Annotated in this window: 21 protein-coding genes and 1 riboswitch; of the genes, 4 read left to right on the top strand and 17 right to left on the bottom strand. The window is 73.4% G+C overall.

Annotation, left to right across the window (positions count from 1 at the left end):
* Nucleotides 1–910 precede the first annotated feature (910 nt).
* Nucleotides 911–2,107 carry an acyl-CoA dehydrogenase family protein gene (locus ABT122_RS26335; protein WP_351557128.1) on the top strand — a complete coding sequence of 399 codons (1,197 nt, stop codon included), beginning with the start codon at nucleotides 911–913 and terminating at the stop codon, nucleotides 2,105–2,107.
* Nucleotides 2,108–2,253: 146 nt separating this feature from the next.
* Here the strand turns inward: ABT122_RS26335 and ABT122_RS26330 are convergent, their stop codons facing one another.
* From ABT122_RS26330 to ABT122_RS26305, 6 genes are all read right to left on the bottom strand, one after another.
* Complete coding sequence (locus ABT122_RS26330; RefSeq protein ID WP_351557125.1) at nucleotides 2,254–2,826, bottom strand: GAF domain-containing protein; 573 nt, start codon at nucleotides 2,824–2,826, stop codon at nucleotides 2,254–2,256.
* Entirely contained in the window at nucleotides 2,823–3,566 is a 744-nt protein-coding gene (locus ABT122_RS26325; protein WP_351557122.1) for a GTP-binding protein, read from the bottom strand. Before ABT122_RS26325 ends, ABT122_RS26330 begins: the two co-directional genes overlap by 4 nt.
* Nucleotides 3,544–3,915, bottom strand: a complete 372-nt coding sequence (locus tag ABT122_RS26320; RefSeq protein ID WP_351557120.1) for a DUF742 domain-containing protein — start codon at nucleotides 3,913–3,915, stop codon at nucleotides 3,544–3,546. The genes ABT122_RS26325 and ABT122_RS26320 overlap by 23 nt, the downstream gene beginning before the upstream one ends.
* Before the next feature lie 2 nt (nucleotides 3,916–3,917).
* Nucleotides 3,918–4,352, bottom strand: coding sequence for a roadblock/LC7 domain-containing protein (locus tag ABT122_RS26315; RefSeq protein WP_351557117.1), 435 nt, complete (start codon nucleotides 4,350–4,352; stop codon nucleotides 3,918–3,920).
* A 7-nt stretch (nucleotides 4,353–4,359) separates the two neighbouring features.
* A complete protein-coding gene (locus tag ABT122_RS26310) occupies nucleotides 4,360–6,168 on the bottom strand; it encodes a sensor histidine kinase (RefSeq protein ID WP_451069042.1) in 1,809 nt (602 codons plus the stop codon).
* Nucleotides 6,169–7,191: 1,023 nt separating this feature from the next.
* Nucleotides 7,192–8,478: an MBL fold metallo-hydrolase gene (locus ABT122_RS26305; protein WP_351557112.1), complete on the bottom strand. Its 1,287-nt coding sequence runs from the start codon at nucleotides 8,476–8,478 to the stop codon at nucleotides 7,192–7,194.
* Nucleotides 8,479–9,090: 612 nt separating this feature from the next.
* Between ABT122_RS26305 and ABT122_RS26300 the strand changes: the two genes are divergently transcribed.
* On the top strand, nucleotides 9,091–10,311 hold the full coding sequence (locus tag ABT122_RS26300) for a Glu/Leu/Phe/Val dehydrogenase dimerization domain-containing protein (RefSeq protein ID WP_351557110.1): 1,221 nt from the start codon (nucleotides 9,091–9,093) through the stop codon (nucleotides 10,309–10,311).
* Between the two features lie 39 nt (nucleotides 10,312–10,350).
* The gene (locus ABT122_RS26295) at nucleotides 10,351–10,971 is read left to right on the top strand and encodes a TetR/AcrR family transcriptional regulator (RefSeq protein WP_351557107.1); all 621 of its coding nucleotides are present in this window, start codon (nucleotides 10,351–10,353) and stop codon (nucleotides 10,969–10,971) included.
* Between the two features lie 46 nt (nucleotides 10,972–11,017).
* On the opposite strand, the gene ABT122_RS26290 is transcribed toward ABT122_RS26295, so the two are convergent.
* From ABT122_RS26290 to ABT122_RS26280, 3 genes are all read right to left on the bottom strand, one after another.
* On the bottom strand, nucleotides 11,018–11,809 hold the full coding sequence (locus ABT122_RS26290; protein ID WP_351557104.1) for an SGNH/GDSL hydrolase family protein: 792 nt from the start codon (nucleotides 11,807–11,809) through the stop codon (nucleotides 11,018–11,020).
* A 171-nt stretch (nucleotides 11,810–11,980) separates the two neighbouring features.
* Nucleotides 11,981–12,964 carry a M23 family metallopeptidase gene (locus ABT122_RS26285; protein WP_351557101.1) on the bottom strand — a complete coding sequence of 328 codons (984 nt, stop codon included), beginning with the start codon at nucleotides 12,962–12,964 and terminating at the stop codon, nucleotides 11,981–11,983.
* A gap of 4 nt (nucleotides 12,965–12,968) precedes the next feature.
* Nucleotides 12,969–13,121, bottom strand: a riboswitch (cyclic di-AMP (ydaO/yuaA leader).
* A 306-nt stretch (nucleotides 13,122–13,427) separates the two neighbouring features.
* Complete coding sequence (locus tag ABT122_RS26280) at nucleotides 13,428–15,521, bottom strand: alpha-galactosidase (protein ID WP_351557098.1); 2,094 nt, start codon at nucleotides 15,519–15,521, stop codon at nucleotides 13,428–13,430.
* A 180-nt stretch (nucleotides 15,522–15,701) separates the two neighbouring features.
* Between ABT122_RS26280 and ABT122_RS26275 the strand changes: the two genes are divergently transcribed.
* Entirely contained in the window at nucleotides 15,702–16,517 is an 816-nt protein-coding gene (locus ABT122_RS26275; protein WP_351557095.1) for a tyrosine-protein phosphatase, read from the top strand.
* A gap of 131 nt (nucleotides 16,518–16,648) precedes the next feature.
* On the opposite strand, the gene ABT122_RS26270 is transcribed toward ABT122_RS26275, so the two are convergent.
* The 8 genes from ABT122_RS26270 to hpnE all read right to left on the bottom strand — a co-directional run bounded on the left by ABT122_RS26270 (nucleotide 16,649) and on the right by hpnE (nucleotide 25,797).
* Nucleotides 16,649–16,804 carry a DUF6126 family protein gene (locus ABT122_RS26270; protein WP_351557092.1) on the bottom strand — a complete coding sequence of 52 codons (156 nt, stop codon included), beginning with the start codon at nucleotides 16,802–16,804 and terminating at the stop codon, nucleotides 16,649–16,651.
* A 14-nt stretch (nucleotides 16,805–16,818) separates the two neighbouring features.
* A complete protein-coding gene (locus ABT122_RS26265; RefSeq protein WP_351557089.1) occupies nucleotides 16,819–17,439 on the bottom strand; it encodes a helix-turn-helix domain-containing protein in 621 nt (206 codons plus the stop codon).
* A gap of 144 nt (nucleotides 17,440–17,583) precedes the next feature.
* A complete protein-coding gene (locus tag ABT122_RS26260) occupies nucleotides 17,584–19,014 on the bottom strand; it encodes an aspartate aminotransferase family protein (RefSeq protein ID WP_351557086.1) in 1,431 nt (476 codons plus the stop codon).
* 113 nt (nucleotides 19,015–19,127) lie between these two features.
* Nucleotides 19,128–20,150, bottom strand: a complete 1,023-nt coding sequence (gene hpnH / locus ABT122_RS26255) for an adenosyl-hopene transferase HpnH (protein WP_351557083.1) — start codon at nucleotides 20,148–20,150, stop codon at nucleotides 19,128–19,130.
* A 5-nt stretch (nucleotides 20,151–20,155) separates the two neighbouring features.
* Nucleotides 20,156–20,842, bottom strand: coding sequence for a phosphorylase family protein (locus ABT122_RS26250; protein ID WP_351557080.1), 687 nt, complete (start codon nucleotides 20,840–20,842; stop codon nucleotides 20,156–20,158).
* Nucleotides 20,842–23,061, bottom strand: coding sequence for a squalene--hopene cyclase (gene shc / locus ABT122_RS26245; RefSeq protein ID WP_351557077.1), 2,220 nt, complete (start codon nucleotides 23,059–23,061; stop codon nucleotides 20,842–20,844). The genes ABT122_RS26250 and shc overlap by 1 nt, the downstream gene beginning before the upstream one ends.
* 244 nt (nucleotides 23,062–23,305) lie before the next feature.
* Complete coding sequence (locus ABT122_RS26240) at nucleotides 23,306–24,415, bottom strand: polyprenyl synthetase family protein (RefSeq protein ID WP_351557074.1); 1,110 nt, start codon at nucleotides 24,413–24,415, stop codon at nucleotides 23,306–23,308.
* Complete coding sequence (gene hpnE, locus ABT122_RS26235; RefSeq protein WP_351557071.1) at nucleotides 24,412–25,797, bottom strand: hydroxysqualene dehydroxylase HpnE; 1,386 nt, start codon at nucleotides 25,795–25,797, stop codon at nucleotides 24,412–24,414. Before hpnE ends, ABT122_RS26240 begins: the two co-directional genes overlap by 4 nt.
* Nucleotides 25,798–26,174 lie beyond the last annotated feature (377 nt).

The following is a 26,174-nucleotide window of genomic DNA, read 5'->3' as shown; positions in this document are numbered from 1 at the left end:
GCCTCCGGGTGCCTTCCCGGGCGCAGCCGGCTCGCCCCGGGGGCCCGGGGGCCCGGGGGCCCGGGGGCCCGGGGGCCCGGGGGCCCGGGGGCCCGGGGGCCCGGGGGCCCGGGGGTGGGCCGCGTACGACTTCCCCCGCGAGGACTCAGCGGCACCACCTCTCCGGACAGCCCGCCGGCTCCCCCACACCCCGAACGTGGCTGTAATTGACCCGCGACTGCGGGTGAGGACACATGGCCGGAGCGGGACACCCGTGGGAGCCCTGGCGTCACATCCGCCCCCGAAGGGATGGACGGGACGAAGGGCAAGGCACAGGTTCCCGACACCCCGGGAGCGGGCGCCGGCGGAGGCGAGGGGGTGGTGCGGGAGCTTTTTGGGGATGCTCTGGAGCACCGGGCGTGAAAACAGCTCGCGGTGAACTGCCCGCACGCCCCGGAACATGACGGGAGGACCCCCGGCACTCCCCGGCACTCCACCCGGTATCGGGGCAAAGCTCTGGCCCTGTCCCTCGGAAGGGCAGGGGCGCGGGGCCGAAGACACGCCTGTGCGCACGCCGTTCACCACCGGCCCTGTCCCGCACGCCGACCACTGCCCCTGTGCGCTGGTACGGCTGATTCTGTACTCCGGACGCGCCGCTCGGCTGAGTCCGCTTCCGGCCAGGTCTATGCCGTATCGGTTCTTCACCTAGTGCCGGATGTCCCACCTGTGTACGCCTGAGACGGCTTGTTGTCGCCCGATGTCCATCCGGCGGAAATCCCATGGCCGTTGGCATGTGGCACACAGTTGCCCGGAGGGAATGCCGTACGGCAGAACCCGAGGTGGTCCGGCCTCGCGGTACGGGGGACCACTGTCGACGCACCACCTGCTCGAACAATCGCCCGAGCAGGCGTATCACAGAGGAAGGCTCGCGATGGACGGGTACTTCACCAACCGGCGCCACCAGCAGCTGCGCGGCCGTGTAAGGGACTTCGCCGAAAGGGAGGTGCGACCGATGATCCCCGCCATGGAGGCATCGAGATCCGCGCACCGCGAGCTGTCCCGGCTGATAGCCCGACAGGGCTGGCTCGGTGCGACGATCAGTCGCGATCACGGGGGTATGGGGGCGGGGCATCTCGCCAAGACGATCATCATTGAGGAACTGTCCAGGGTCAGCGGGGCCATGGGCGCCATGGTTCAGGCGTCCCAGTTGGGCGCCGCCAAGATCGTCCACTTCGGCAGTGAGGAGCAGAAGAAGACCTGGCTGCCGCTGATCGCGGCCGGCGGCTGCCTGCCGACCATCGCCGTGACCGAGCCCGAGTCCGGCGGCCATGTGCTGGGCATGGCCGCCACCGCCGTCCGGGACGGCGACGAGTACGTCCTCAACGGGCGGAAGGTGTACGTCGGCAACAGCCACGTCGGCGACCTGCACGGCGTGGTGGTCCGCACCGGACCCGGCTCCGGAGGGCTGACGGCGTTCCTGGTCGAGTCCGACCGGCCCGGCTTCAGCACCGGGGAGCAGCTTCCCGCCATGGGGCTGCACGGCTTCAGCTTCGGCGAGCTGTACTTCCGCGACTGCCGGGTCCCGGCGTCCAACCGGCTCGGCGCGGAGGGCGACGGCCTTGCCGTGGCGTACTCCTCCAGCGTGCTGTACGGGCGGGCCAATCTCACCGCCGTGTCGCTCGGCATCCACCAGGCGATCCTGGACGAGACGACCCGCTTCTGCGCCCAGCGGCACCGCTACGGCAAGCCGCTGCACGATCTGCCCTCGATCAAGCTGAAGCTGGGGAAGCTCCAGTCACGTCTGATGACCGCGCGGCTGGCCGCGTACCACGCCGTCCATCTGCTCGATCAGGGCCTGCCCTGTGACGCGGAGCTGATGAACGCCAAACTGATCAATGTGGAGTCGGCGATCGACTCCGCGCGCAGCGCCATGGAGATCCACGCGGCGGCCGGGCTCTTCACCGACCGGCCCATCGAGCGCTATCTGCGCGACGCGCTGCACATGTTCGCCCCCGCGGGCACCTCCGACATTCAGCTGCTGCGCCTCGCGGAGGTGGCTCTCGGTACGGCGAAGGGAGAATGGTCGCAGCGGCTGTCCGAGGCCGTGCGGCTGGAGCCGGCGCTCTGACGGGACGGGCGCGGACGGCCGCAGGGCACCGGCCGCGCCCGCATACGCGGAAGACATCCCGGGGAGCACCCGGACCCGGGCGGCGCCAGGCGACCGCCCCGACAGGCTCCGACGGCCGAGCCTCGCTCTCGTCCTCGTCCTCGTCCTCAGATGGTCCCGTCCTCACGCCGGTGGATCTGTTCGATCAGCTCGGCCGCCAGGGACTTGATGGTCTCCAAACCCGCGCGCCCCCAGGGCCTCGGTTCGGTGTCCACGACACAGATCGTGCCCAGCGCGATACCGGTGCGGTCGATCAGCGGGGCGCCGAGATAGGAGCGGATGCCGATCTCGTCCACGACGGGGTTCCCGGCGAACCTCGGGTAGTCGCAGACGTCCTCCAGCACCAGCGCCTTCCGCCGGACCACCACATGGGGACAGTAGCCGTGGTCCCGGGCCATGAAACGGCTGACCTCGCCGCCCGCCGCGGCAGCCGCCGACAGGTCGCCGCCGTTGTGCGCGCCGGACGGTGTGTGCAGCCCGGCGAAGTACTGCCGGTTCTCGTCAATGAAGTTGACCATGGAGTAGGGCGCTCCGGTCACCTCGGCGAGATGGTCCGCGAACTGGTCGAAGGCGGGGTCGGGACGGTCCCCGAAGCCGAGCTGCCGCAGCCGGCGCACCCGTACCGGCGCCTCCCGGTCGATGGGGGTCAGCAGCAGATGACCGGTGGGGTGGTATGTCATGACGGTGCTCCATAGCTCGGTGCCGGGGCCGGCGCCGCGGGGGTGGTGAGAAGGTGCCGCACAAGGGTGACCAGGGTCCCGATCCCCGAGCTGGCGATCCGGGCGTCACACATCACGACCGGCACCTGGGGCCGCAGATCGAGTGCGCTGCGCACCTCGTCGGCGTCGTAGCGGTAGGCACCGTCGAACTCGTTGACGGCGACGACGAAGCCGATGCCGCGCCCTTCGAAGAAGTCCACGGCGGAGAAGGAGTCCTGGAGCCGGCGGGTGTCGGCGAGGACGACCGCGCCGAGGGCGCCGTCCGACAGTTCGTCCCACATGAACCAGAACCGCTGCTGGCCGGGCGTTCCGAAGAGATAGAGCACATGGCGGTCGTCGAGGGTGATCCGGCCGAAGTCCATGGCGACGGTGGTCGTGGTCTTGGACTCCACCCCGTACAGATGGTCGGTCGCCATGCTGACCTGGGACAGCAGCTCCTCCGTGCTGAGCGGTTCGATCTCGCTGACCGCGCCGACGAAGGTGGTCTTGCCGACGCCGAAGCCCCCGGCGACCAGAATCTTCAGCGCGGTGGGGAAACCGGCTCCGGCAGGCGCGGGGCCGCCGGCCCCGATGCGCTGGTGGTGCGGACGCCCCGGGTCGGGGGTGAGGAGATCCGGTCGGTCGGCGTGGGCGGGGCGACGGTCGGCCTGAGAACTGCCGAGGTCGGAGCCGTCGCCTTCAGAGCCGTCGTCGTAGGCCATCGAGCACTGCCTCCAGCAGGGAACGGTCGGTCGGGGTGTGGTGGCAGCGGGGCGCCCGCGCGGTGATCGCGCCGCAGTCCACCAGGTCGGAGAGGAGGACTTTGGTGACCACCGCGGGCAGCCCCAGATGGGCGGAGATCTCGGCGACCGAGATCGGGCCGCCGCAGAGGCCGAGCGCCAGGGCGTGGTCGGGGCCGAGGCCCTCGCCGGGGACGGCCCCGGTGGCCATCACCAGCGAGAGCAGGTCCAGTGCCGCCGTGGGGCGGGTACGGCCGCCGCTCACCGTGTACGGCCGTACCAGCCGGCCGGCCTCGTCGTCGAGCAGCGGCCGGTCCTGCGGGGTGGGCACCGTCAGCGGCCCGCAATGCTCGGCGCCCCGGTCGACTGTCTGGCCGGAGTGGTGAGGTACGGCCGGACGCTCTTGACCAGCATCGCCATCTCATAGCCGAGTACGGCCGCGTCGGCCTCGCGGTCGGCGAGTACGGCCAGACAGGTGCCGGAGCCCGCGGTGGAGACGAACAGCAGGGTGGAGTCGAGCTCCACCACCACCTGGCGGACCACCCCGCTGTCCCCGAAGCGCGCTCCGGCGCTGCGGCCGAGGGAGTAGAGCCCGGAGGCCAGCGCCGCGAGGTGATCGGCGCTGTCGGAGTCCAGGCCGTGCACGGACTTCACCAGACCGTCGGAGGAGAGCAGGACCGCGTTGCGGGTGTAGGGCACGCGCTGGACCAGACCGCTGAGCAGCCAGTCGAGGTCCGATGGCTGGCCGTTCGGCGCATCACTCGCCATGGTGGATCTACTCCTTGGAGGTGTGGTCGTAACACTGGGGTTCGGGGTGGTGCGGCGCAGGGGCGGCCGACGGGGCCGGCGGGGGCTGTTCCTCCGCGCGTTCGATGCCTCGCTGGAAGGCCGCCATCAGGCCCGGGTCGTGCACCACGTGGTCCTCGGCACCGCGCTGCGGCGGGCCGGTCCTGAGCTGAGGCGCGATGTGCTGCTGGCTGCGGCGTCTGGGCAGTGGGGGGCGGCCCTGGCTGCCCTGCACGGCGCCGATGGGCACGACCGGGAGGCTCGGCCGCGCGGCGGCGGGCTGTCCGTCGCCACGGGGCCGGTGATGGGCACCGGGGCGGGCCGCGGCCGGGTTGGGGCGGTCGATGTGCTCGGCGCGCACGGGGAGAGGGGCGAGGGTGCGGGGGGTGGTGTGCACCGGCGGGGGCTGTTGCCCGGACCGGGGCTGTGACGGCGGACGGGCCTGGGTCTGCTGCTGGGGCCGGGGCTGGGGATTGGCCTTGGCCTGCGGCTCGGTCTGCGGCTGGGTATGCGGCTGGGCGCGGCGCGGTGGGGGTTGCTGATGCGGTGGCCGCTGTTGCGGTGGTTGGCTCTGTGGCTGAAGCTCGGGCCGGGGGCGGCCGCGGGGGATCTCGGGCGACGGCGCGGGGGCCGGCCGGGTGGTGAGGGCGGGCTGTGGCGCGCGGTGGTGGCACGCCGACTCGTCGTCCGCGTTGGTGTCGATGTGCTGGAGCCCGGTGGACTCGGCGCCCAGCAGCCCCTGCGGCACCACCAGGATGGCCTGGATGCCGCCGTAGATATTGGACTGGAGCCGGACCGCGATGCCGTGTCTTCGGGCCAGGGCGGAGACGACGAAGAGGCCGATGCGCCCGTCCTGGAGCAGCCGGGCGACATTCACCTGATCGGGGTCGGCCAGAAGGGCGTTCATCCGGTTCTGCTCGTCCATGGGCATGCCGAGGCCGCGGTCCTCGACCTCGATGGCGATCCCGGCGGTGACGTGCTGGGCGCGCAGCAGGACCTGGGTGTTGGGGGCGGAGAAGGCGGAGGCGTTCTCGACCAGTTCGGCGAGGAGATGGATCACGTCGGCGACGGCGTGGCCGCGCAGGGTGCCGTCGATGGGCGGCACCAGCTTGACCCTCGGGTACTGCTCGACCTCGGCGATGGCGGAGCGGAGCACCTCGGTCATGGTGACCGGGTTGGACCACTGCCGGCGGGAGATCGCACCGCCGAGCACGGCGAGGTTCTCCGCGTGGCGGCGGATGCGGGTGGCCAGGTGGTCGACGTGGAAGAGGCCCTTGAGCAGCTCGGGGTCCTCCACCTCGTTCTCCAGCTCGTCGAGGAGCTGGATCTCCCGCTGGACCAGTGACTGGAGCCGCCGGGCGAGGTTGACGAAGACCTCCAGCTTCTGTTCGTTGCCGACGCTGCTGGAGAGCTTGGACGCCTGGACCACGGCGGCCACCGCGGTCTCGTGCGACCGGCCCAGCTCGATCGCGAGCCGGTCCAGCTCGTCGCCGCAGGGCGGGGGCGGCTGCGGGGTGCGGGCGGGGGGCGGTCCCTCTCCGCGCCGGAGCCGTTCGACGACGGTGCGCAGGTCCGCCTGGCGGCGTTCGGTGGAGCGGCGCAGCGAGGCACAGCGGTGGAGCAGGGAGCCGGCCATGCGGTCGGCGCCCGTGGCGGCGGCGGCGACCGACGCCATGGCGAGGGCCGCGGTGGTGGTCAGTACGGCCCACAGGGCGGCGGACGGCCGGGGGGCCGCGGTGTGCACGGTGAAGCTCACGGCGGTCGCGCCGCTGAGCGCCGCGACGAGGGCGGGCAGCACCGCCGTACGGAACAGGCGCGGGCGAATGCGGTGTTCCGGCGAGGGCGGCAGGGGACGCGGTCTGCCCGCCGGGGAGGCGTGGCGGGTGCCTGACAGGCCGTGGCGCCCGCCGTCACGGCGGTCCGGCCGCGTGGCGGGTGCGCGTAATGGAGACATCGGCGTCCTTGGTACGTGGGGGTCCCAGGATTCGGCGTACTGCGTGGGGATTGGCTGTGCCGGGTGTGTGGTCCGCACGGACAACGGTGTACCGGCACAGGCGAGATGAGCCCACCGTTGATCGCTGGCCACACACGGTAGTCGTCCAACGAGCGGGGAAGGTGAGGAGTTGACAAAGTTCCCCGCTATTCACCCCGCTCTGGTATGAGGCACCGCACTCCGGTACGAAAAAGGATGAGTCGATCCCATGAGCGAATAGGCGGGATGAGGGAGGGAGCGGGCGCGGGGTGGGGGCGGGGTCGGGGCCGGGCGTACGCGGCACGGCACGGCGCGTACCGGCACCCGGCCCCGGGTGGAGGGCAGGGGGCGGGACGCGTGTGCCGGAGGTCGTGGGACGGCGGGCGGGCGGGCGCTGGTCCGGGCGCAGAGCGGCTACGGACACGCGACCGGGAGTCCCAGGGCGGCGGACAGCCGGGAGCAGCTGGCCCCCCGGCCCCGGGTGGAGGGCAGGGGGCGGGACGCGTGTGCCCGGAGGTCGTGGGACGGCGGGCGGGCGCTGGTCCGGGCGCAGAGCGGGCTACGGGACACGCGGACCGGGAATCCCAGGGCGGTGGACAGCCGGGAGCAGTCCGGCCCCCCGGCCCCGGGTGGAGGGCAGGGGGCGGGACGCGTGTGCCCGGAGGTCGTGGGACGGCGGGCGGGCGCTGGTCCGGGCGCAGAGCGGCTACGGACACGCGACCGGGAGCCCCAGGGCGGCGGACAGCCGGGAGCAGCTGGCCCCCCGGCCCCGGGTGGAGGGCAGGAGGAGCGGTCGGGCGCCGGGAGGGGAGTTGGGCTCCGGGGGCGTCGGCGGGCGGGGCAGTCGGGTCAGGCGGTGGGTGCCACTTCCGGACTGCCGGGGCCGGCGCCCGCGCCTCCGCCCGGCTCGGCGGCCGTCTCCGCCCGGGGCACGGCGGAGCCCTGGGTGCCGGCCGGTGTCAGCGCGCTCCCCCCGGCGGGCACCGCCTCGCGCGGGGCCGCCGCCCCGGCCCCCGGGGACACGGCGGCCACCGGGCGCCACCACGGCTCGGCGGGGACGGCCGGTCCGGTGGGTTCGAAGGGCTCGCCGGGGCGCGGCAGCGCGACCCGCGCGCCCGCTTCCCCGGCCGCCGTGAGCGTGCCCTCCGCCGGCTCGGACCAGGGGTGCGGGGCGAGGTTGAACGTCGCCCAGTGGATGGGGAGCATCACCCCGGCGGGGCCGCCCTGGAGGTCCAGGTGGGCGCGCATGCCCTCGGCGGGGGTCATGTGGATGTCCGGCCAGTACTCGGAGTAGGCGCCGATCTGGATCATGGTGGCGTCGAAGGGGCCGTGCTCGGCGCCGATGTCCCGGAAGCCGGGGAAGTATCCCGTGTCCCCGCTGTGGTAGATCCGGTGCTCGGGGCCCGCGACCGCCCAGGAGGCCCAGAGCGTGTGCTGCTGGTTGCGCAGGCCGCGCCCGCAGAAGTGGCGCGCGGGGGTGGCGGTCAGCCGGAGGCCGCCCACCTCCGCCGTCTCGTTCCAGTCGAGCTCGTGGAGCCGCTCGGGGGACACCCCCCACCGTTCGAGATGGGCGCCGACGCCGAGCGGGACGGCGAAGACCGTGCCGCTGGAGACCAGGGCCCTGATGGTGGGCAGATCCAGGTGGTCGTAGTGGTCGTGGGAGATCACCACCACATCCACGGGCCCGAGCCCGGCGAGCGGGGCGGGCACGGGGTGGAGCCGCTTGGGCCCGGCGAAGGAGAAAGGAGAGCAGCGGTCGCCCCAGACGGGGTCGAACAGCACCCTCCGCCCGTCGATCTCGGCGAGCACGGTGGAGTGCCCCATCCAGGTGAGCCGCAGTCCGGACGCGGGGGGCTCGGCCAGATCGGTGAGGGTGGCGGGGTGCAGGGGCACCGGGCCGGTGGGTGCCCGGCGGGCCCGGGCCTCCTTCTGGAAGTAGATCCTGGCGAACTCGGCCATGGAGGCGCCGGACGGCCGGGTCCTGGCACCGACGGGGTTCTGGAAGACGCCGTCCGCGTAGTTGGGCGAGCGCCGGATGCGCTCCAGCCGGGCTCCGGCGGGGTCGGCGCCGAAGGCCGCGGGCCGGAGTGAGCGCAGCCGGGATCTCAGCGGGTGGGGGGAGCCAGCGCCGGTCACGGCACCTCCAGGTGTCGGGTCTTCTCATTATGTGCGTGGTGGGTGGCAGTGCGGCGAGGAAATCCGCCGCACGGGAATCCCGCCGTCCGGCCGGGGCTCCCGCCCGGGGCCCGCGCGCCGGGCGGGCGGGGCCGCCCGGGCGTCACGGTCAGGAGAACGCGCGGAGCGGTGCGGGTGTTCCTCGGATTCCCTTGTTTCCGGGGGGGGCGGGGTCATGCGGCCGGAATCGGCCATGGGGTTCCCGAGGGCGGGGGCCGGGAGCCGGGAGCCGGGAGGCCGGGGCAGGGGCTGGGAGCGGAGGAGGGGCCCGCCGGCGTGTCGGGCGTCCGAGGAGGGGGCCTGTGCGACAGGTCCCCGCACGGTGCGGGCCACGGTCGGGGGCCGGCCCCGAACCCCCGCGCCTCCAACGCCGTCGGGGCTGGAACTGAGGACCGGCGGCCCCGGACCCGTGGCCCCGGACCCGCGACCCCGGCGGAAGCGGATGGAGGGCTCCGGGAAGGGAGCCCCGGAACGTATTGACGATCATGTTGACAAGGGGGCACCCGCTCCGAATACTGAACCGCTATTCAGTTGTCTTGATTCAGCCGTCCCGTGTCCCCCTCTGGAGGCAGCATGTCCGGGCCCCCCGCCGGCTCCCCCGCGCCCGCCGGCACCGCTCCCCTGCTGTCGCTGGACTGGACGGACCATGTCACCGGGGTCCGGGGCCATCTGGTGGTGGACCGGCTGGTGCGCGGGGTCTCCAGCGGTGGTCTGCGGATGCGTGCGGGGTGCACATCCGCCGAAGTGGCCGGGCTCGCCCGGGGCATGACCCTGAAGGAGGCGCTGCACTACAACCCCGGCGGGAAGTACATACCGCTGGGCGGCGCGAAGGGCGGGATCGACTGCGACCCCCGCGATCCGCGCGCCTACGGAGTCCTGGTCCGCTACCTCCGCGCGATGCGCCCCTACATCGAGACCGTCTGGACGCTGGGCGAGGACCTCGGCCTGACCCAGGACACCGTGGACCGGGCCGCCGCCGAGGCCGGGCTCGTCTCCTGCGTCCAGGCCGTCTATCCACTGCTGGACGACGAGGCCGCGGCGCGGCGCCGGCTGGCCGACGCCTTCGCCACCGAGGTCGACGGCCTCGGCCTGGACGAGCTGGCCGGTGGCTGCGGGGTCGCCGAGTCGGTGCTCACCGCGCTGGACCGGGCCGGGGTCGCCCACCGCGGCACCCGCGTCTCCCTCCAGGGGCTCGGCACCATGGGCGGCGCGACGGCCAGGTTCCTCTCCCGCGCCGGGCTGCTGATCGTCGCCGTCGCCGACATCAAGGGCACCGTCGCCAATCCCGAGGGCCTGGACGTCGAGGCGCTGCTCGCCGCGCGGGACGCCTTCGGGACGGTCGACCGGGCCGTCCTGCGGCCCGGGGACCGGGAGCTGCCCGGTGACGCGTGGCTCTCGGCCGACGCCGATGTGCTGGTGCCCGCCGCGGTCTCGTACGCCGTCGACACCGCCAACCAGGCCCGGGTCCGGGCCCGCTGGATCGTGGAGGCGGCGAACATGCCCGTACTGCCGGAGGCGGAGGAGGCGCTCGCCCGGCGCGGGGTGACCGTGCTGCCGGACGTGGTGGTCAACTCCGGTACGAACGCGTGGTGGTGGTGGACCCTGTTCGGGGACATCGGGGCGGACGCCGAGGAGGCGCTCGCCCATGTGCGCCGCTCGATGCGCGCGCTGGTGACGCTGATGCTGGCACGGGCCGAGTCGGACGGCGTCACCCCGCGCGCGGCGGCGCACGCCATCGCCGCCGGCCGGCTGCCGGTGATCGCCGACCGCTTCGGCTGGTACGGGCCGCCGTGAACCTGTCCCCCGCGAAGATCCGCTGTGTAGGGTGACGGAGTGGCAAGAGTCCGGTTGAGCGTGGCGGAGCGGCGTGCGGAACTTCTCGGCGCGGCCGTGGAGCAGATCGAGCGGCGCGGGGTGGCGGCGCTGCGGATCGCCGATGTGGCCGCGGCGCTGGGAGTGAGCAACGCGCTGGTCCTGTACCACTTCTCGACCAAGGAGAAGCTGGTCGCGGCGGCCTTCACCCATGCCGCCGACGCGGACCTCGCCCATCTGCGCAAACTGCTGGGCCGCCGCACCACCGCGGTGCGCAGGCTCCGCGCCGCGGTCCGCTGGTACGCGCCGACGGGCACGGCCAAGGGCTGGCGGCTGTGGATCGAGGGCTGGGCGGTCGCCCTGCGCGAGCCCGCGCTGCGGGAGGTCGCCCGCGATCTCGACCAGCAGTGGAAGGCGGCTCTGACCGAGGTGATCACCGAGGGTGCCGCCGCAGGTGAGTTCCCCTGCCCCGATCCCGCGTCGGCGGCCTGGCGGCTCACCGCCTTCCTCGACGGGCTGGCCGTGCAGATGACCTCGTACGCCGGTTCGCTCTCCCGCGCCGCGATGCTGGAGTGGACCGATGAGGCGCTCGCCCGGGAACTGGGGCTCGACCGCGAGGCGCTGACCGCCGCCATCCGCTGAACCCGCGGATGGCGGCTCCCGGCCGGGCCGGAGCGGCGGCAGCGGGTCAGAGCGGGAGCAGATCCGGCCGCTTCGCCGCCACGTGGTCGCCGGAGCTGACACCGCGCAGTCTGCGCCCGATCCAGGGCACCAGGTACTCGCGCGCCCACTGGATGTCGTCGCGCCGCACTTCCAGGGTGCCCCTCGGCGGGAGCACCGGCCAGGCCTGGTCGGGGTCGGCGGGCACCGGGAGCCCCAGCACCTGCCCGGCGCGCAGGGCGACCCTCGTGTGCCCCTCCGGGGAGAGGTGCAGCCGGTCGCTGTCCCAGGCCCGCCGGTCCTGCACCGACCTGAGGGACCACAGGTCGAGCACCGGACAGCCGTAGCGGTCGGCGATGGACCGCACGTGCGCGGTGTAGGTGGCGACCTTGCCGCGCAGATGGCGCAGCACGGGTACGTCACGGGTGTCGAAGCCGGTGGTCACCATCACGGTGCCGACGGCGCCGGTGAGGTCGGCGACCGCGCGCTCGAAGCGCTCGGCCACGTCGTCCGGGTCGCTGCCCGGCCGGATGATGTCATTGCCCCCGGCGCAGAACGACACCAGGTCCGGGGCGAGTTGTCTGGCCCTCGGCACCTGCTCCGCGACGATCTGGTCGAGGAGACGGCCGCGTACCGCCAGGTTGGCGTAGCGAAAGGTGTGTTCGGGCCTGCGGTCGGCGAGCAGCACCGCGAAGCGGTCCGCCCAGCCGACGAAGGACCCGTCCGGTCCGGGGTCTCCGACTCCCTCGGTGAAGCTGTCACCGATAGCCGCGTACGACCCGATTCCGCCCTGGTTGTCTGTGCTCGAATCGTCTGCCACAAGAACTCATCTTGAACCCGTGGATGTGACCTACGCGACCGTAAGGAGGGGTTGACGGCGGGTGATCTTTACCACCGGGGAATATCACGCGGTGGGGAATAGCGCCGAATCCCCCCGCACCGTCGGGCGGTACGGGGGGATTCGAGCGTTCTGGGCGGTTTGCCGTTCGCCTCAGAGGGAGACGCCGTGCTGGCGGAGATACGCCACCGGGTCGATGTCCGAGCCGTAGGAGGCGGTGGTGCGGATCTCGAAGTGCAGGTGCGGGCCGCTGGAGTTGCCGGTGGAGCCCGAGAGGCCGAGCTGGGTGCCGCCGCTCACGCTCTGCCCCGCGGAGACGGAGAGGGAGGAGAGGTGGGCGTACTGCCCGTAGGTGCCGTCGGTGTGCTGGACGATGACCTCGTTGCCGTACGCGCCGCTCCAGCCGGCGGAGACGACGGTGCCCGGACCGACGGAGCGGACGGAGGTGCCGGTGGGCGCCGCGAAGTCGACACCGGTGTGGTAGCCGCTGGACCACATCGAGCCGGTCGCGCGGTAGGAGGTGGTGACACCGCCGGACGCGACCGGGCTGGTGTAGCCGGAGGAGGAGCCCTGGGCCTCCCCGGCGGGCTGCTCCGGGGCCGGCTGCTCGGCGGCGGGGGCGGGCTCCGGCTCCGGCTGGGGGGCCGCGGCACCGGCCGGGCCCTTGCCGCCGGAGCCGGTGCCCGGGGTCTTCTCCGGGGCGGCGGCCGGGCCGGACTCCCGGCCTCCGGAGCGGTCGGCGCGCGCCTCGGACGCGCCGCCGATGGCGAGTTCGAGACCCGGGTGGATCATCGAGGGATCGTCGCCGATGGTGTCGCGGTTCTTCTCGTACAGCCCCTGCCAGCCGCCGTCGACCCGGTGCTCGTCGGCGATCGCGGTCAGATGGTCGCCGGCGACGACGCGGTACGTGGCGGAGGCGGGGGCCGCCGGGGCCTGAGCCTGGGTCTGGGTCTGGGCCTGGGCGGCCTTCACCGGGGCCACGGCGGGGGCGGCGGCCGGGGCCGACCGCTCGGCCGCGTGGGCGCCGGTCGCCCCCATCAGCGGGAGGGCCAAGGCGGCCCCGCCGGTGCCGGCGGCGACGAAACCACGGGTGAGCGGGTTGTTCCTGGGGCGGCGGTGCTTACCCTTTGCGGGCATGGCGCATTCCTCTCCGGCGCCTGCGAGGTGAGCTGTCGGGTTCGGGCTGGAGATGCCCGGCCGCGCTCTGCGCGGCTTCACCCCGAGCCGTCCGGCGAGCCGGAACGGCGTACTGCCTGGGTCCCCCGCTCCTGCCACGAATCGACGTCCGATGGGAGTCCGGCCGGCGGCAGGATTAGGCGGTCCGCCCGGATGGCCGTGACCGTAGATGAGCCGAGCGGACCGGAACAAGCTGCTCCGCTTCACGGCCGGGGGTCCTGCGGCCCCGCTCCCGGGGATTCCGGTCACCCTGCGTGGAGCGCGCTCCCCCAACTCCCGCCCCGGCGTCGGCGTTGTCCTCCGCCGCACCGGCACGGACCGTCACCACTATGATCCTGCTCACCGACCGCACCCCATCTCCGCCGCAGCCGGGGCAGGTTATGGCGAAACAGCTAAATGGGCCATAACGACCCAGATGTGCTGATTAGAGACGGTGGAGCCGGAAGACCGCGGCGTCGAGGTCACCCGAGAGCCCGGTGTGCAGCCCGTGGTGCAGCAGCACCGCCCCCCGGTGCACGGCGCCGGTGTCCCGGCACTCGTACCGGCCGGCCGGATCGAGGCCGCGCAGCCGGAGCCTCGGCGGCCGTTCGCCGTAGTGCTGCGACGGGAGCCAGGCGAGGACGGCGGTCTCGTCGCCGCGCAGATACTGCACCGCGCTCAGTCCGCCGCCGGGCGGGCGGAGCCGGTGGAGGTCGCCGTGCTGCACCAGTGGCCGTATCTCCTTGTAGAGAGCGATCCAGCCGCGCGCCTCGGCGAGTTCCTCCTCGCTCCACTCGGTGAGGTCGCCGCCGATGCCCAGCACCCCGGCCATGGCACTGACGAAGCGGAAGCGGAGCGAGCTGCGCCGGCCGTTGAGCTGGGTGTTCGGACTGTCGGTGACCCAGGCGGCCATCACCCGCGCCGGATGGAGCTGGCTCAGGCCGTGCTGGATGGCGAGCCGGTCCAGCGGATCGGTGTTGTCGGAGGTCCACACCTGATCCGTACGGGAGAGAATCCCGAGGTCGATCCGGCCGCCGCCGCCCGAGCAGGACTCGAAGTCCACCCCGGGGTGGGCGGCCCGCAGCCGGTCCAGGAGTCCGTACAGCCCCTGGACGTGCTCCACCCACAGCCGCTGCGGATAGGGGTCGCCCGGCCAGCCGGGGTCGGTGAAGCAGCGGTTGAAGTCCCACTTCACGTAGTCGATCGGCGCGCTGTCGAGCAGCGCGTGCAGCCGCTCCCACAGATGCTCCCGGACATCGCGGCGGGCGACATTGAGGACGAGCTGATGGCGGTACTCGGTACGGGTCCGGCCGGGCCGGTGCTGCACCCAGTCGGGGTGGGCGCGGTGGAGATCGCTGTCGGGGTTGACCATCTCCGGCTCGACCCAGATCCCGAAGCGCATCCCCCGCGCGCGCACCTCGTCGGCGAGCGGCTTGAGACCGCCGGGGAAGCGGTCGGGGTTGGGGGTCCAGTCGCCGAGCCCGGCGCGGTCGCTGGTGCGCCGCCCGAACCAGGCGTCGTCGACCACGAAGAGCTCGACCCCGAGGGCGGCGGCCCGCCGGGCGAGGGCGCGCTGCTGCGGCTCGGAGATGTCGAAGCCGGTGGCCTCCCAGGAGTTGTAGAGGACGGGCCGCTCGGCCGCCGCGTCCGGGATCACCCGGGCGAGCTGCCAGCGGTGCCAGGCCCTGCTGGCCCCGCCGAAGCCCTCCCGGCTCCAGAGCCCGGCGAAGACGGGCGAGACATAGGACTCGCCGGGGGCGAGCCGCACCAGTCCGGAGTCGTCGTGGCCCGCGCCCCCGGTGATCTGGACCAGTCCGTCGGGCAGCCGGTGGACGGCGATCCGCCAGGAGCCGGACCAGCCGAGCGCACAGCCGTACACCTCGCCGTGCTCCTCGGTCGCCGCGCCGCCGGCGTCCAGGGCGACCCAGGGCAGATGCTGGTGTCCGGTGTGGCCCCGGCGGCTCCCGATGATGTGCTCGCCGTACGTCAGCGGGGAGCGCACCAGCCGGGACTCGGCCGCCCAGCGGCCGTGGAGCTGGCTCAGCCGCCAGGTGTCGCGCGGGGGCAGGGTCCAGGTGGCGGCGTCGGCGCGGAGCAGCTCCAGGGCGGGTCCCGTGCCCTCGTGCGCGGCGGTGGTCCAGCGCTCGACGACATCGCTGTCGTCGCGCATCCGGTGGTGCAGGGTGAGTCCGAGGCCGTGCACGGGGTCGGTGAAGCGCAGCCGCAGTTCGTCGCCGTCCACCGTGGCGCCGGCGAAGGCCCACTCGGTGCCGCGCACCTCGGGGGTGCGGACGCTGAGCGCGGGGCGGACGAAGCGGGGGCCGCCCTCGACCGGGTACTCCTCATGGCCGTCGAGCGGGGATTCGAAGGGGCGGTGGGGCGGTGGGGCCTCGGCGGCGAGCGCCTCGGCGTCCGCGCCGGTGATCCGGGGGCCCCAGTGGAGGTGGAGCAGCGCGTCGTCGTCCGACAGCCGAAACGCATAGCTGCTCGACGCCCCGGAGAGCACCCAGACACGGCCCCTGCCGACACTTTCGATCATCCCGACCCCCGGATTGCAACAGATCCGAACAGGCCCGCACATCATCCGACGGTTTCCCCCGTCGGTGCAATGCCCCCGTAACAGCCGGAATAAATGATTGCCCGAGGAATCGATGTCGTATCGTCAAGAACACGCCATCGTCGGCGACGAGCGCCGGCGTCCGTGACCTCAGGAGCCTCCGTGACGCAGCAGTTGCCACAGGTCCCGTCGACCGAGCCCGAGCTGGCCGGGGTGCGCAATTTCCGGGATGTCGGCGGGCTGCCGACCGTGGACGGCGGCCGGGTGCGGTACGGCAGGCTCTACCGCAGCGGTCACCTCGCCAACGCCACCGCGGAGGATGTGTCGTTCCTGGCCGGCCTGGGGCTGCGCACGATCTTCGACTTCCGGAACTCGGCGGACCTGCTGCTGGACGGGCACGACGCCGAGGTGCCCGGAGTGCTCCATGTGAACATGCCGCTGAGCGACCCCGCCGACGGCACCGAGTTCTGGCGGATGGTCCGGGACGGCGATCTCGTCCAGCTGCGCGCGGTCCTGGGCGACGGCCGGGCCTCGGCCCGGATGACCGATTCGTACCGCACGATGATCCGGGAACGGACCGGGGAGCACCGCCGGCTGCTGCTCGCGCTCGCCGACGACAGCCTGCCCGCGCTGATGCACTGCGCGGCGGGCAAGGACCGGGCGGGGCTCTCCATAGCGGTGTCGCTGCTCGCGGTCGGCGTGGAGCGGGAGGCGATCGAGGCGGACTATCTCCAGTCCAACGATCCGCGGCGGCGCTACCTGGTGCGGCGCGGCGACAGTTCGCCCGAGGGGATGTCGGCGGAGGTGATGGAGCTGCTGAGCCCGCTCTTCGACGCGCGCGCGGAGTATCTGCGGGCCGCGCTGGAGACGATCGAGGAGACCTGGGGCTCCACCGAGCGCTATCTCGGCGAGGGGCTGGGGCTCGGCGCCCCGGTCCGCGAGCGGCTGCGGGAGCGGCTCGTCACCACCGGGGTCTGAGCGCCGGGGCGGGGGGCGGGGGTTCGAGCGCGGGGTTCCGGAGGGCGGGGCCGTGGTTCGAGCGCCGGGCTCCGGAGGGCGGGGCCGGGCGCCCGGGCCGCCCGGGGCGGGGGCGGCCACGCTCGCGGCTGCTACTTGCCCATCTCGAAGAGCAGGTACAGGAACCCGGCGAAGACATGGCCGGCGATCAGATAGGCGAAGAGGCGGATCACCGCGCCCCTGGGGAACTTGCTCTCCTGGCTGCTCTTGGGCTTCTCGGGCACGGGCGCCGCGGTGTTCTCGGACATGTCGGTCCTCGCTTTCAGGCGTGCGGGTGGAGATCGGGGCTCTGGAGCAGGGTGTGGACGAAGAGCATCTCGGCTCCGTCGCGGGTGGCCGCGGCGAGGCGGTGCGGGGTGAGCGAGTCGTAGTGCGCGCTGTCCCCGGGGCCCAGCTCGTGGACGGTCTCGCCGAGGGTGAGCCTCAGCCGTCCGTCGAGGACGTAGAGCCACTCCTCGCCCGGGTGGGTCCGGACCAGATCGCCCTGGGCCCCGTAGGGGACGACCAGGCGCAGCGACTGCATGGCCCGGCCGGGGGCGCCCACCTGGTGGTAGGTCCAGCCGTCGGCCTGCGACGGCTCACCGCTGCCGGCCCGGATGACCGGGTCCCGCTCCGGCGCCGGCTCGCCGAGCAGCTCGGAGACTGCCGTACCGTAGATCCTGGCGAGCGAGAGCAGCATCGGCAGCGAGGGCTGCCGCCGACCGGTCTCCAGCCGGGAGAGATGGGCCGGTGAGAGGCCCGCGCGATGGGCGGCGCTCTCCAGGGTCAGGCCGCGGAGACGGCGCAGATCGCGCAGCCGGGGTGCCACGTCGGACAGCTCGGCGGCGATGTCTCCCGTGGGAGACCGAAGGTCCGGGGGATGGCCCCCGGGAGGGGTCCGCATGCTCTGCATGACTCCATTGCGCCAGGAAAATGCCTCTGTGGCAAGTTTCTTGCCCCAGAGGCAAATCTCTCCGTCGAGACTGGCGAAAGCGCAGGTCAGAGCGGCAGGAGCCGGAGGCCGAACAGAACAGGCCCCGGGCCGGTCTCAGCGGTGGGCGACCGCCTGACCGACCAGGGTCCGGCCGAAGTCCCAGATCAGACCGCCGCCCGCGTGGGCCTCCTCCATCACCGCCGTGAAGGCCGTCAGAAAGCGGTCCACCTCCGGCTCCCCGATGGTCAGCGGCGGAATCAGCTTGATCACTTCCAGCCGGTCGCCGGAGACCTGGGTGAGGATGCGGTGCCGGGTCAGCAGGGGCACCACCACCATCTGGGCGAAGAGCCCCTTGCGGGCGGCCTGGAGCATCGCCCAGCGGGTCCGCAGCCGGAGCGAGTCCGGCCGGCCGAACTCGATCCCGGTCATCAGCCCCCGGCCGCGCACCTCGCGCAGGAACTCATAGCGGCCCACCAGCTCCGCGAGCCGGGTGCGCAGCAGCTCACCGGTGGCGCGGGCGTTCGCCACAAGTCCCTCGTCCTCGATCACGGAGAGCACCGCGAGACCGGCGGCCATGGCCTGGGCGTTGGCACCGAAGCTCGCCGAGTGGATCAGCACCCGGTCCATGGACGAGTAGACCTCACGGAAGATCCACTCACGGCCCAGGGTGGCACCGACCGGCACATAGCCGCCGGAGAGCGCCTTCGCGACACAGATCAGATCGGGTTCCACCCCGGGCTCGCGCCGGTGGGCCCAGAAGTCACCGGTCCGGCCGAGGCCGGTCTGCACCTCGTCGGCGATCAGGAGCGCCCGGTGCCGGCGGAGCAGCTCCTGGGCGGAGCCGAGGTATCCGGGCGGGCTCTCCAGCACGCCCTTGCCCTGGATCGGCTCCACGATCAGGGCCGCCACATCGCCGCGCCGCAGCTCCCGCTCCAGCGCGCCGAGGTCGCCGAGCGGGACGGCGGTGTCGGGCAGCAGCGGCGCGAAGCCGTCCCGGAAGCAGGACTCGCCGTTGACGGAGAGGGAGCCGGTGGTGAGTCCGTGGAAGGCGTGGTCGCAGTGGAGCACCCTGGGTCGGCCGGTGGCGCGGCGGGCGAACTTCAGGGCGGTCTCCACCGCCTCCGTACCGCTGTTGGAGAAGAACACCCGGTCGAGGTGGGGGCTGTGGGCGAGGAGCCGCTCGGCGAGCAGACCGGGCAGCGGCGGGCAGTCGAAGCGGGTGAGGTCGGCGAGGGAGGCGTCGAGGGCGTCGTGCACGGCCTTCCGTACGACGGGGTGGTGGCGGCCGAGGCCCATCACCCCGAAACCGGAGAGCATGTCCAGGTAGTCGTTGCCCTCGGCGTCCCAGAAGTGGGCGCCCTCGGCCCTGACATAGACCTTGTCGAAGCCGATGGTGCGGAGCATGCGCGGGAGCTGGTGGTTGAGGTGGCGGGTGTGCAGCTCATAGCCCTCGCCGCCGCGCTCGGCGAGCAGCCGTGCCAGATCGAAGCCCGGAGCCGGTGGAGGCGCGGGGGGACCCGGCGGGTCCGGGGGCTGCCCGGTCATCTGTCATCTCTCCCTGGGGGCGGGTCGGGGACGGGCCGGATACGGAACGGTGGCGTGGCGGGCCGCCGGTGCGCGCCGGCGGCCCGGCCTGTCGCGCACCGGCCGGTGTCAGCTCACCCCCGGCCGCCCGCGACGGTCTCCCGGGCCGCCCGCAGCGACTCCTTCAGCGAGCCCATGGTGGCGAGGACCGCGGTCGGCTCATAGCCGCAGTGCGCCATGCAGTTGGCACAGCGCGGGTCCTTGCCCCGGCCGTACTTGCTCCAGTCGGTCTCCTCGACGAGCCGGCGGTACGTGGGGACATAGCCGTCGTTCATCAGATAGCAGGGGCGCTGCCAGCCGAAGAGCGAGTAGTTGGGGATCGCCCACGCCGTGCACGGGAAGTCCGCCTTGCCCTCCAGGAAGTCGAGGAAGAGCGGGGAGTGGTTGAGCCGCCAGCGCCGCCGGTTGCCGCCGGAGAAGGACTTCCTGAACAGCTCCCGGGTCTGTTCCACGCCCAGGAAGTGCTCCTGGTCGGGGGCCTTCTCGTAGGCGTAGGCGGGCGAGATCATCATCTCGTCCACCTGGAGATCGTCGTTGAGGTAGTTCAGCACCTCGATCACGGTCTGCGGGGTGTCGGTGTTGAAGAAGGTCGAATTGGTGGTGACCCGGAAGCCGCGCCTCTTCGCCTCCTTGATGGCCTCCACCGCCTCGTCGAACACCCCTTCCTTGGCCACGGATTCGTCGTGGCGCTCGCGCAGCCCGTCGATGTGGACGGCGAAGGCGAAGTACCGGGACGGGGTGAACTTCTCGATCTTCTTGCGGAGCAGCATGGCGTTGGTGCAGAGAAAGACATACTTCTTCCGCTCCACCAGTTGCCGCACGATCTCGTCGATCTGGGGGTGCATCAGCGGCTCGCCGCCCGCGATGGAGACCATGGGCGCCCCGGATTCCAGCACCGCCCCGACGGCCTGGGCGACCGGCATCCGCTGCTTCAGCACACCCGCCGGATGCTGGATCTTTCCACAGCCCTCGCACGCGAGATTGCAGGCGAAGAGCGGTTCCAGTTCGACGATGAGGGGGAACTTCTCCCGCCTGCGGATTTTCTGTTGGAAGAGGTAGGTCCCGACCCGGATGGTTTGGCGGAGCGGCATGGCCATCTAGCTCACCTCCTGGGGAGCAGCAAAGAACGGTGCCATTCATGGAACGCGGGAAGGACGGCACGGAGAACACGGAAGGCCGATATTCCACCGCGCACCGTGCCGATGCGGACCAGTTCATGCGCCGGGGCGTCCACGACCACCCGGACGGCGGCAACGGGGCGGGGTCCCGAGCGCAGCGCCGCCGCCAGGGTGACCGCCGACTCCATGTCGGCCCCGATCGCCCCGGCGGCGTGGAGCCGGCCGCGCTCGGGACCCCGTACGACATGGTCGGACCCGGTCAGCGGGCCGATGTGGACCCGGTGGCCCGGCAGGGACCGGGAGACCGCGGCCGCCAGCACCTCGCTGCCGGTGCAGGGGGTGGAACCGGTTCCGTGGCGGGTCTCGGCGGCGATCACCACATCCCCGGGGCGCATCCCCGGGGCGAGCCCGGCGCAGAAGCCCGAGGCGATCACCGCGGCGTGCCGCAGCGCCCCGGCCGCGAGCGCCTCGCGCACGGCGCGCTCCGCGCTCGACGGGCCCATGCCGGTGCGCAGCACGGTCACCGCGCCGGGCGAGCGGGCCCGGCCTCGGGCGCCGCCGCGCAGGGCCAGCTTCTCGATGCCCAGGGCACAGGCGATCAGCAGCGGCACCCCGGGGCCGGGCGGTCCCGGCTCCGGTGCGCGCCCCGGAGCCGGGGCGGCGCCGCTCATCAGCCGCCCTGACGGCAGGCGACGGCGGCGGGGGTCCCGTGCACATAGCGCCCGAGCGCGGTGAGCGGGAAGACCTGGCGGTAGAGGTGGTAGTTGATGGAGAAGTCCCAGGGGAAGCCGGTACCGGTGAAGTACGGCTCGTCCCACGAGCCGTCCGGCAGCTGGGTCAGGGCGAGCCGGCGGACGCCCCGTTCGACGGCGGTGGAGTCCCGCTCCCCCGCGGCGAGGAGCGCGAGGAGCGCCCACGCGGTCTGGGAGGCGGTGGAGGCACCCTGTCCGATCCAGCTCTCCTCGCGGTAGGAGCGCAGGTCCTCACCCCATCCGCCGTCGTCGTTCTGCACCGATTCGAGCCAGCGGACCGCGCGCCGGATCGCCGGGTGCGAGGCGGGGAGCCCGGCGGCGGCCAGGGCCGGGACCACCGCCCCGGTGCCGTAGACATGGTTGACGCCCCAGCGGCCGAACCAGGCGCCGCTGGGCTCCTGGTGGGCGAGCAGCCAGTCGATGCCGCGCCGGGCCCGGGGGTGGTGGGCGCGGCCCTCGTGCGCGAGCATCTCCACGACATGCGCGGTGACATCGGCCGAGGGCGGGTCGATCACCTCCCCGAAGTCGCAGAACGGCAGCCGGTTGGCGAGCGAGCTGGTGTTGTCGGCGTCGAAGGCGCCCCAGGCGCCGTCCCTGGACTGCATGCCCAGAGTCCACCGCCCGGCGCGGGCGACGGCCGCGTCGACCCGGGCGGGGTCGGGGTGGCGGACCCGCCGCAGGGCGAGGACCACCTCGGCGGTGTCGTCGATGTCGGGGTAGTTGTCGTTGTGGAACTCGAACGCCCAGCCGCCGGGGGCGAGACGGGGCCGGCGCACGGCCCAGTCCCCGGGGCGCCCGATCTGCTCGCCGAGCATCCAGTCGGCGGCCTTCACCAGCGCCGGGTGGTCGGCGGGCAGCCCGGCGTCGGCGAGGGCGACGGTGGCGAGACAGGTGTCCCAGACGGGTGACTGACAGGCCTCGACCATCCGTGCCCCGTCCTCGCGCCAGACGGCGAACCGGTCCAGGGAGGCGAGGCCGGCCCGCATCACGGGATGGCCGGTGTCGTAGCCGCAGAGGTGCAGGGCGATGAGGGAGTACACGGCGGGCGGCTGGATTCCGCCCCAGCAGCCGTCGTTCTCCTGGCGCTCGACGATCCAGCGCGTGGCGGCCTTCAGCGCGGCGCCGCGCAGGGAGCGCGGGGCGACCCGGCGGTAGCGGCGCAGCACCCGGTCGGCGCGCTGGAAGAAGCCGTCCCAGCTCAGCGCGGGGGCGAGCGGGGCCGGAGGGTTGGGGACGCGGGGGTCGGTGTGCAGCTCGTCGATGGCGAAGGGAGCGGGCCGCACCGGTCGCTTCGCCGAGACGACGGTCAGCGGCACGATGGTCTGCCGGGCCCAGCAGCCGAAGTCGTAGATGTTCAGCGGGAACCAGGAGGGCAGGAAGAGCAGTTCGGGCGGGAGTTCGGGCAGGTCGTCCCAGCGCCACCAGCCGAAGAGGGCGAGCCAGATCCGGGTGAAGACCCGGCTCGCGGCGATTCCGCCGTGCTCCCGCACCCAGGCGGAGGCCCGTTCCATGTGCGGGTCGCCGGGGAGGTCGCCGGCGAGCCGGAGGGCGACATAGGCCTCGACGGTGGCGGAGAGGTCCCCGGGGCCGCCGAAGAAGGTGGCCCAGGAGCCGTCCTCGCCCTGCCCGCCGCGGATGAAGCGGGCGCTGGCCGCGGTGGTGCGGGCGTCCTGGATGCCGAGGAACTCGCGCAGCAGCAGATCCTCGGCGTCCATCGTGACATTGGTCTCCAGGGTGCCCTTCCACCAGCCCTGGGAGTCCTGCCGGCCGAGCAGATGATCGATGGAGCGGGCGGCGGCGCGGCGGGCGGCCGTGTCCGTGTCCCCGTCGGCGAGGTCCGGAAGGCCGGTGGGGTCGGCGGGATCGGCGACGCCGGTCCGGCCGGGGGGACCGGTCCGGCCGGGGGGACCGGTCCGGCCGGCGGTCCCCCCGGGTGCCCCGAGAACCCCGGGAGCGCCGAGGGCCGTGCCGTCGTCGAGGGCGAGATCCACCGGGTCCGCGAAGTCCACAGGGCCCGCCGGGGCCACCGGAGCGGCGGGCTCCGCCGGTGCACCGGGATCGAGGTCGGTCGTCGTCTCACCGGCGGTGGCCGCCCGGACCCCCACGGGCCCGCCGCTTCCATCGGTCGTCGCTGTCATGGCTTCCCCTTTTACCGTGCAGTGGTGCGCGATGCGCTGCTGTGCCGGGGGTGCCGTCGGCCGGTGCCCGGGTTGACCCGGGCACCGGCCGCCGACTGCGATTCATATGGAGGACGGGAGAGGCGGCGTCGCAGGGGCGGGCGCGGGGGTGGGTGTCACCTCTTCCACCAGGATCATCCTTCCGGTCACCTCTGCTCCCTGATCGACTCTTCGGTGCCGTGCCCGCGCGGTGCCGCGCGGGCGGTCACCGCTGGCGCACGACGACGAAGTCCGCGAGGGCGACCAACTGGGCCCTGACCCGGTCGGGCATCCTGACCGCGTCCAGCGCGGCGATGGCCACGGCGTGCTGCCTGCGGGCCTCCTGGGAGGTCCACTCCCGGCCGCCGGCCTCCTCGATCAGCGCCGCCCTCATGGCGAACTCCTCCTCGGAGAAGCTCTCGACATCATTGCTCTTGGCATCGGCGGCGAGCAGCTCGCCGAGGCGCCGGGAGGCCTCTCCGCCCTCGGCGAGGGCGGCCACCACGGGCAGCGACTTCTTGCGCTGGCGCAGATCGCTCCAGGTCTGCTTGCCGGTGGAGTCCGGGTCGCCCCAGATGCCGAGCAGATCGTCGATGGCCTGGAACGCGAGGCCGAGGTGGTAGCCGTACTCCTCCAGGGCGTCGGCCGTGCGGTCGTCCGCGCCACCGAGGACGGCGCCGATGGAGACGGCGCAGGCGAGCAGGGCACCGGTCTTGTTGCCCTCCATCTCCAGGCACTCCTCGACGGTGACCCGCTCACGGTGCTCGTAACTGATGTCCTGGGCCTGGCCGTCGATCAGCTTACGGGTGGCGGCGGTCAGCCGGCGGGTGGCGCGCCCGGCCTCCACGGTCCCCAGTTCCAGCAGGACTTCGTTGGCGAGCGCGAAGAGGGCGTCACCGACGAGGATGGCCTGCGCGGGGCCGTGGACCTTCCAGACCGTGTCACGGTGGCGGCGCTGCTCGTCGCCGTCCATCAGATCGTCGTGGAGCAGGGAGAAGTTGTGCACCAGCTCCACGGCGACGGCGCCGGGGACCCCGGTCTCGGGACCGGCCCCGGCGGCCTCGGCGGAGAGCAGCGCGAGCGCGGGGCGCACCGCCTTGCCGCCGTCGCCGTCGGCCGGGTTCCCCTCGGCGTCGATCCAGCCGAAGTGGTAGGCGGCGACGACGTCCATGGGCGGGGCCAGCCGCTCGACCGCGGCGCGCAGCTCCGGCGCGGACAAGGCCCGGCCGCGCTCCAGCAGCGCGGCGATGTCCACGTCCGCTGCGATGTCGTCAGCCGGGTTCGCCGAAGGCACAGTCGGCACGGTCTCTCCTCTTGTTCCGGTACGCGGACTCACGCCGCCTCCTTGAGCGGATGTTCGTGGGGGCGGCCGAGCGCGCGGAGGGCGGCGGTGGCGGCGGTGAAACCGCTGCGCACGGCGCCCTCCATGGTCGCGGGCCAGCCGGTGGCGGTCCACGCGCCCGCCAGATACAGGCCGGGCGCCCGGGTCTCCGTCCCGGGGCGCAGCCGGCCGACACCCGGAGCGGGCGCGAAGGTCGCGGTGCGCTCCCGGGTCACGAAGAAGTCGAGCACCCCGGCCTTCCGGGCGGGCGGCAGCAGCCGCTCCAGCTCGGGGAGGTAGCGGGCGCGCAGCTCGGCGACGGGCGCGTCGATCTCGTCCTCGGCGGCGGACTGGGAGAGCGCCAGATACTGGCCGCGCTCCAGGCCGGATGCCTCGGTGCGGTCGAACACCCACTGGACGGGGCTGCCGAGCGCGGTGAAGAAGGGGCGGCGCAGCACCGGGCGGTCGTAGATCACATGAATGTTGAGGATGGGCGCGGTGCCGATGTCGAGCAGCCGGTCGGGGTCGGTGAGCGCGCCGTCGGGCAGCAGGGCGTGGGCCTCGCGCTGGGCGACGGCGAGGACGACGGTGTCGGCCTCCAGCGCCTCGCCGTCGGTGGCGACGCTCCACCGCCCTTCACCGGTACGGGACACCTCCCGCACCCGGGTGGCCGTGCGGACGCTCACTCCGGCGCCCTCCAGCGCCTTGCGGGCGAGGGTGTCGTGCAGCTCGCCGAGCGGGACCCGGGCCCAGCCGATGTCGGCGGCGCCGGGGTCGGAGAGCAGACCGGTCTTGAAGACCATCGCGGCGAGCGCCATCGACGCGTGGGGCGCGGTGGCGTTGAGGGTGGCCACGCCGACGAGGTCCCACAGGGCCTCGGTGGCGCGCCGGGACTGGCCGTGGCGGCCGAGCCAGGTGGCGAAGTCGATGCCGTCGAGGGCGGGGTCCTCGGGATCGAGCCGGGAGAGGGCGAGCGCGGCGCGGACCACTTGGGCGCGCTCCACGAGCGAGAGGTGGGGGTAGCGGGCGAGGGCGGCCGCGAGGTGCAGCGGTACGGGGAGTGCGGTGCGGCGCAGCCGGCCCAGGCGCGGGCGGCCGGGGCGGCCGATGTCGAGGACCGGGATGTCCAACCGGTCCTGGACCGGGGCGAGGTGGGCGCCGCCGACGCGCTCCAGGAACCAGCGGTAGGCGGTGCAGCAGCGGAGGTAGACGTGCTGGCCGTTGTCGACGGTGAGGTCGCCGCGCTGGAAGGAGAAGGCGAGTCCGCCGAGGCGGGGACGGCCCTCGACGAGGGTGACCCCGACGCCCGCGTCGGCGAGTCGCAGGGCGGCGGTGACCCCGGCGAGCCCGCCGCCGATCACGACCGCGTGCCGCGACCGCGTGGTGTGGTCCGTCATTGCTGCTCCCCTCGGGCCGTGCGGGCGGGCCGCCGGGATCGGGTGTGTTGGTGGGCACGGGCGGGGGTGGGGGTGGGGTTCATTGGGGGTGGGAGTGGGGGCGAGGGTGGGGGTGGCTGGGTGCGGCCGGTGGTCCCGCGCGGGCTCTCCGGGCGGAGGGCCGTCCTCAAACGCCGGACGGGCTGGGATGCCCCGGCCCGGGCAGAGTCGGGTGCAGCGCCCCGGGCAGGGTCGGCTGCCGCACAGCTCGGGCTCTCCGGGGCACGGTCCGTCCTCAAACGCCGGACGGGCTGGGGTGTCCCGGCCCGGGCGGGCTGAGAGGGCGTGACCCGGGCGGGGTCGGGTGCCGTCACCCGGGTGGGGTGCGGAGAGAGGGT

This window comes from Streptomyces sp. NPDC001985 (assembly GCF_040296845.1).
Lineage (GTDB): Bacteria > Actinomycetota > Actinomycetes > Streptomycetales > Streptomycetaceae > Streptomyces.
This window is presented reverse-complemented; position numbering and strand designations above follow the sequence as displayed.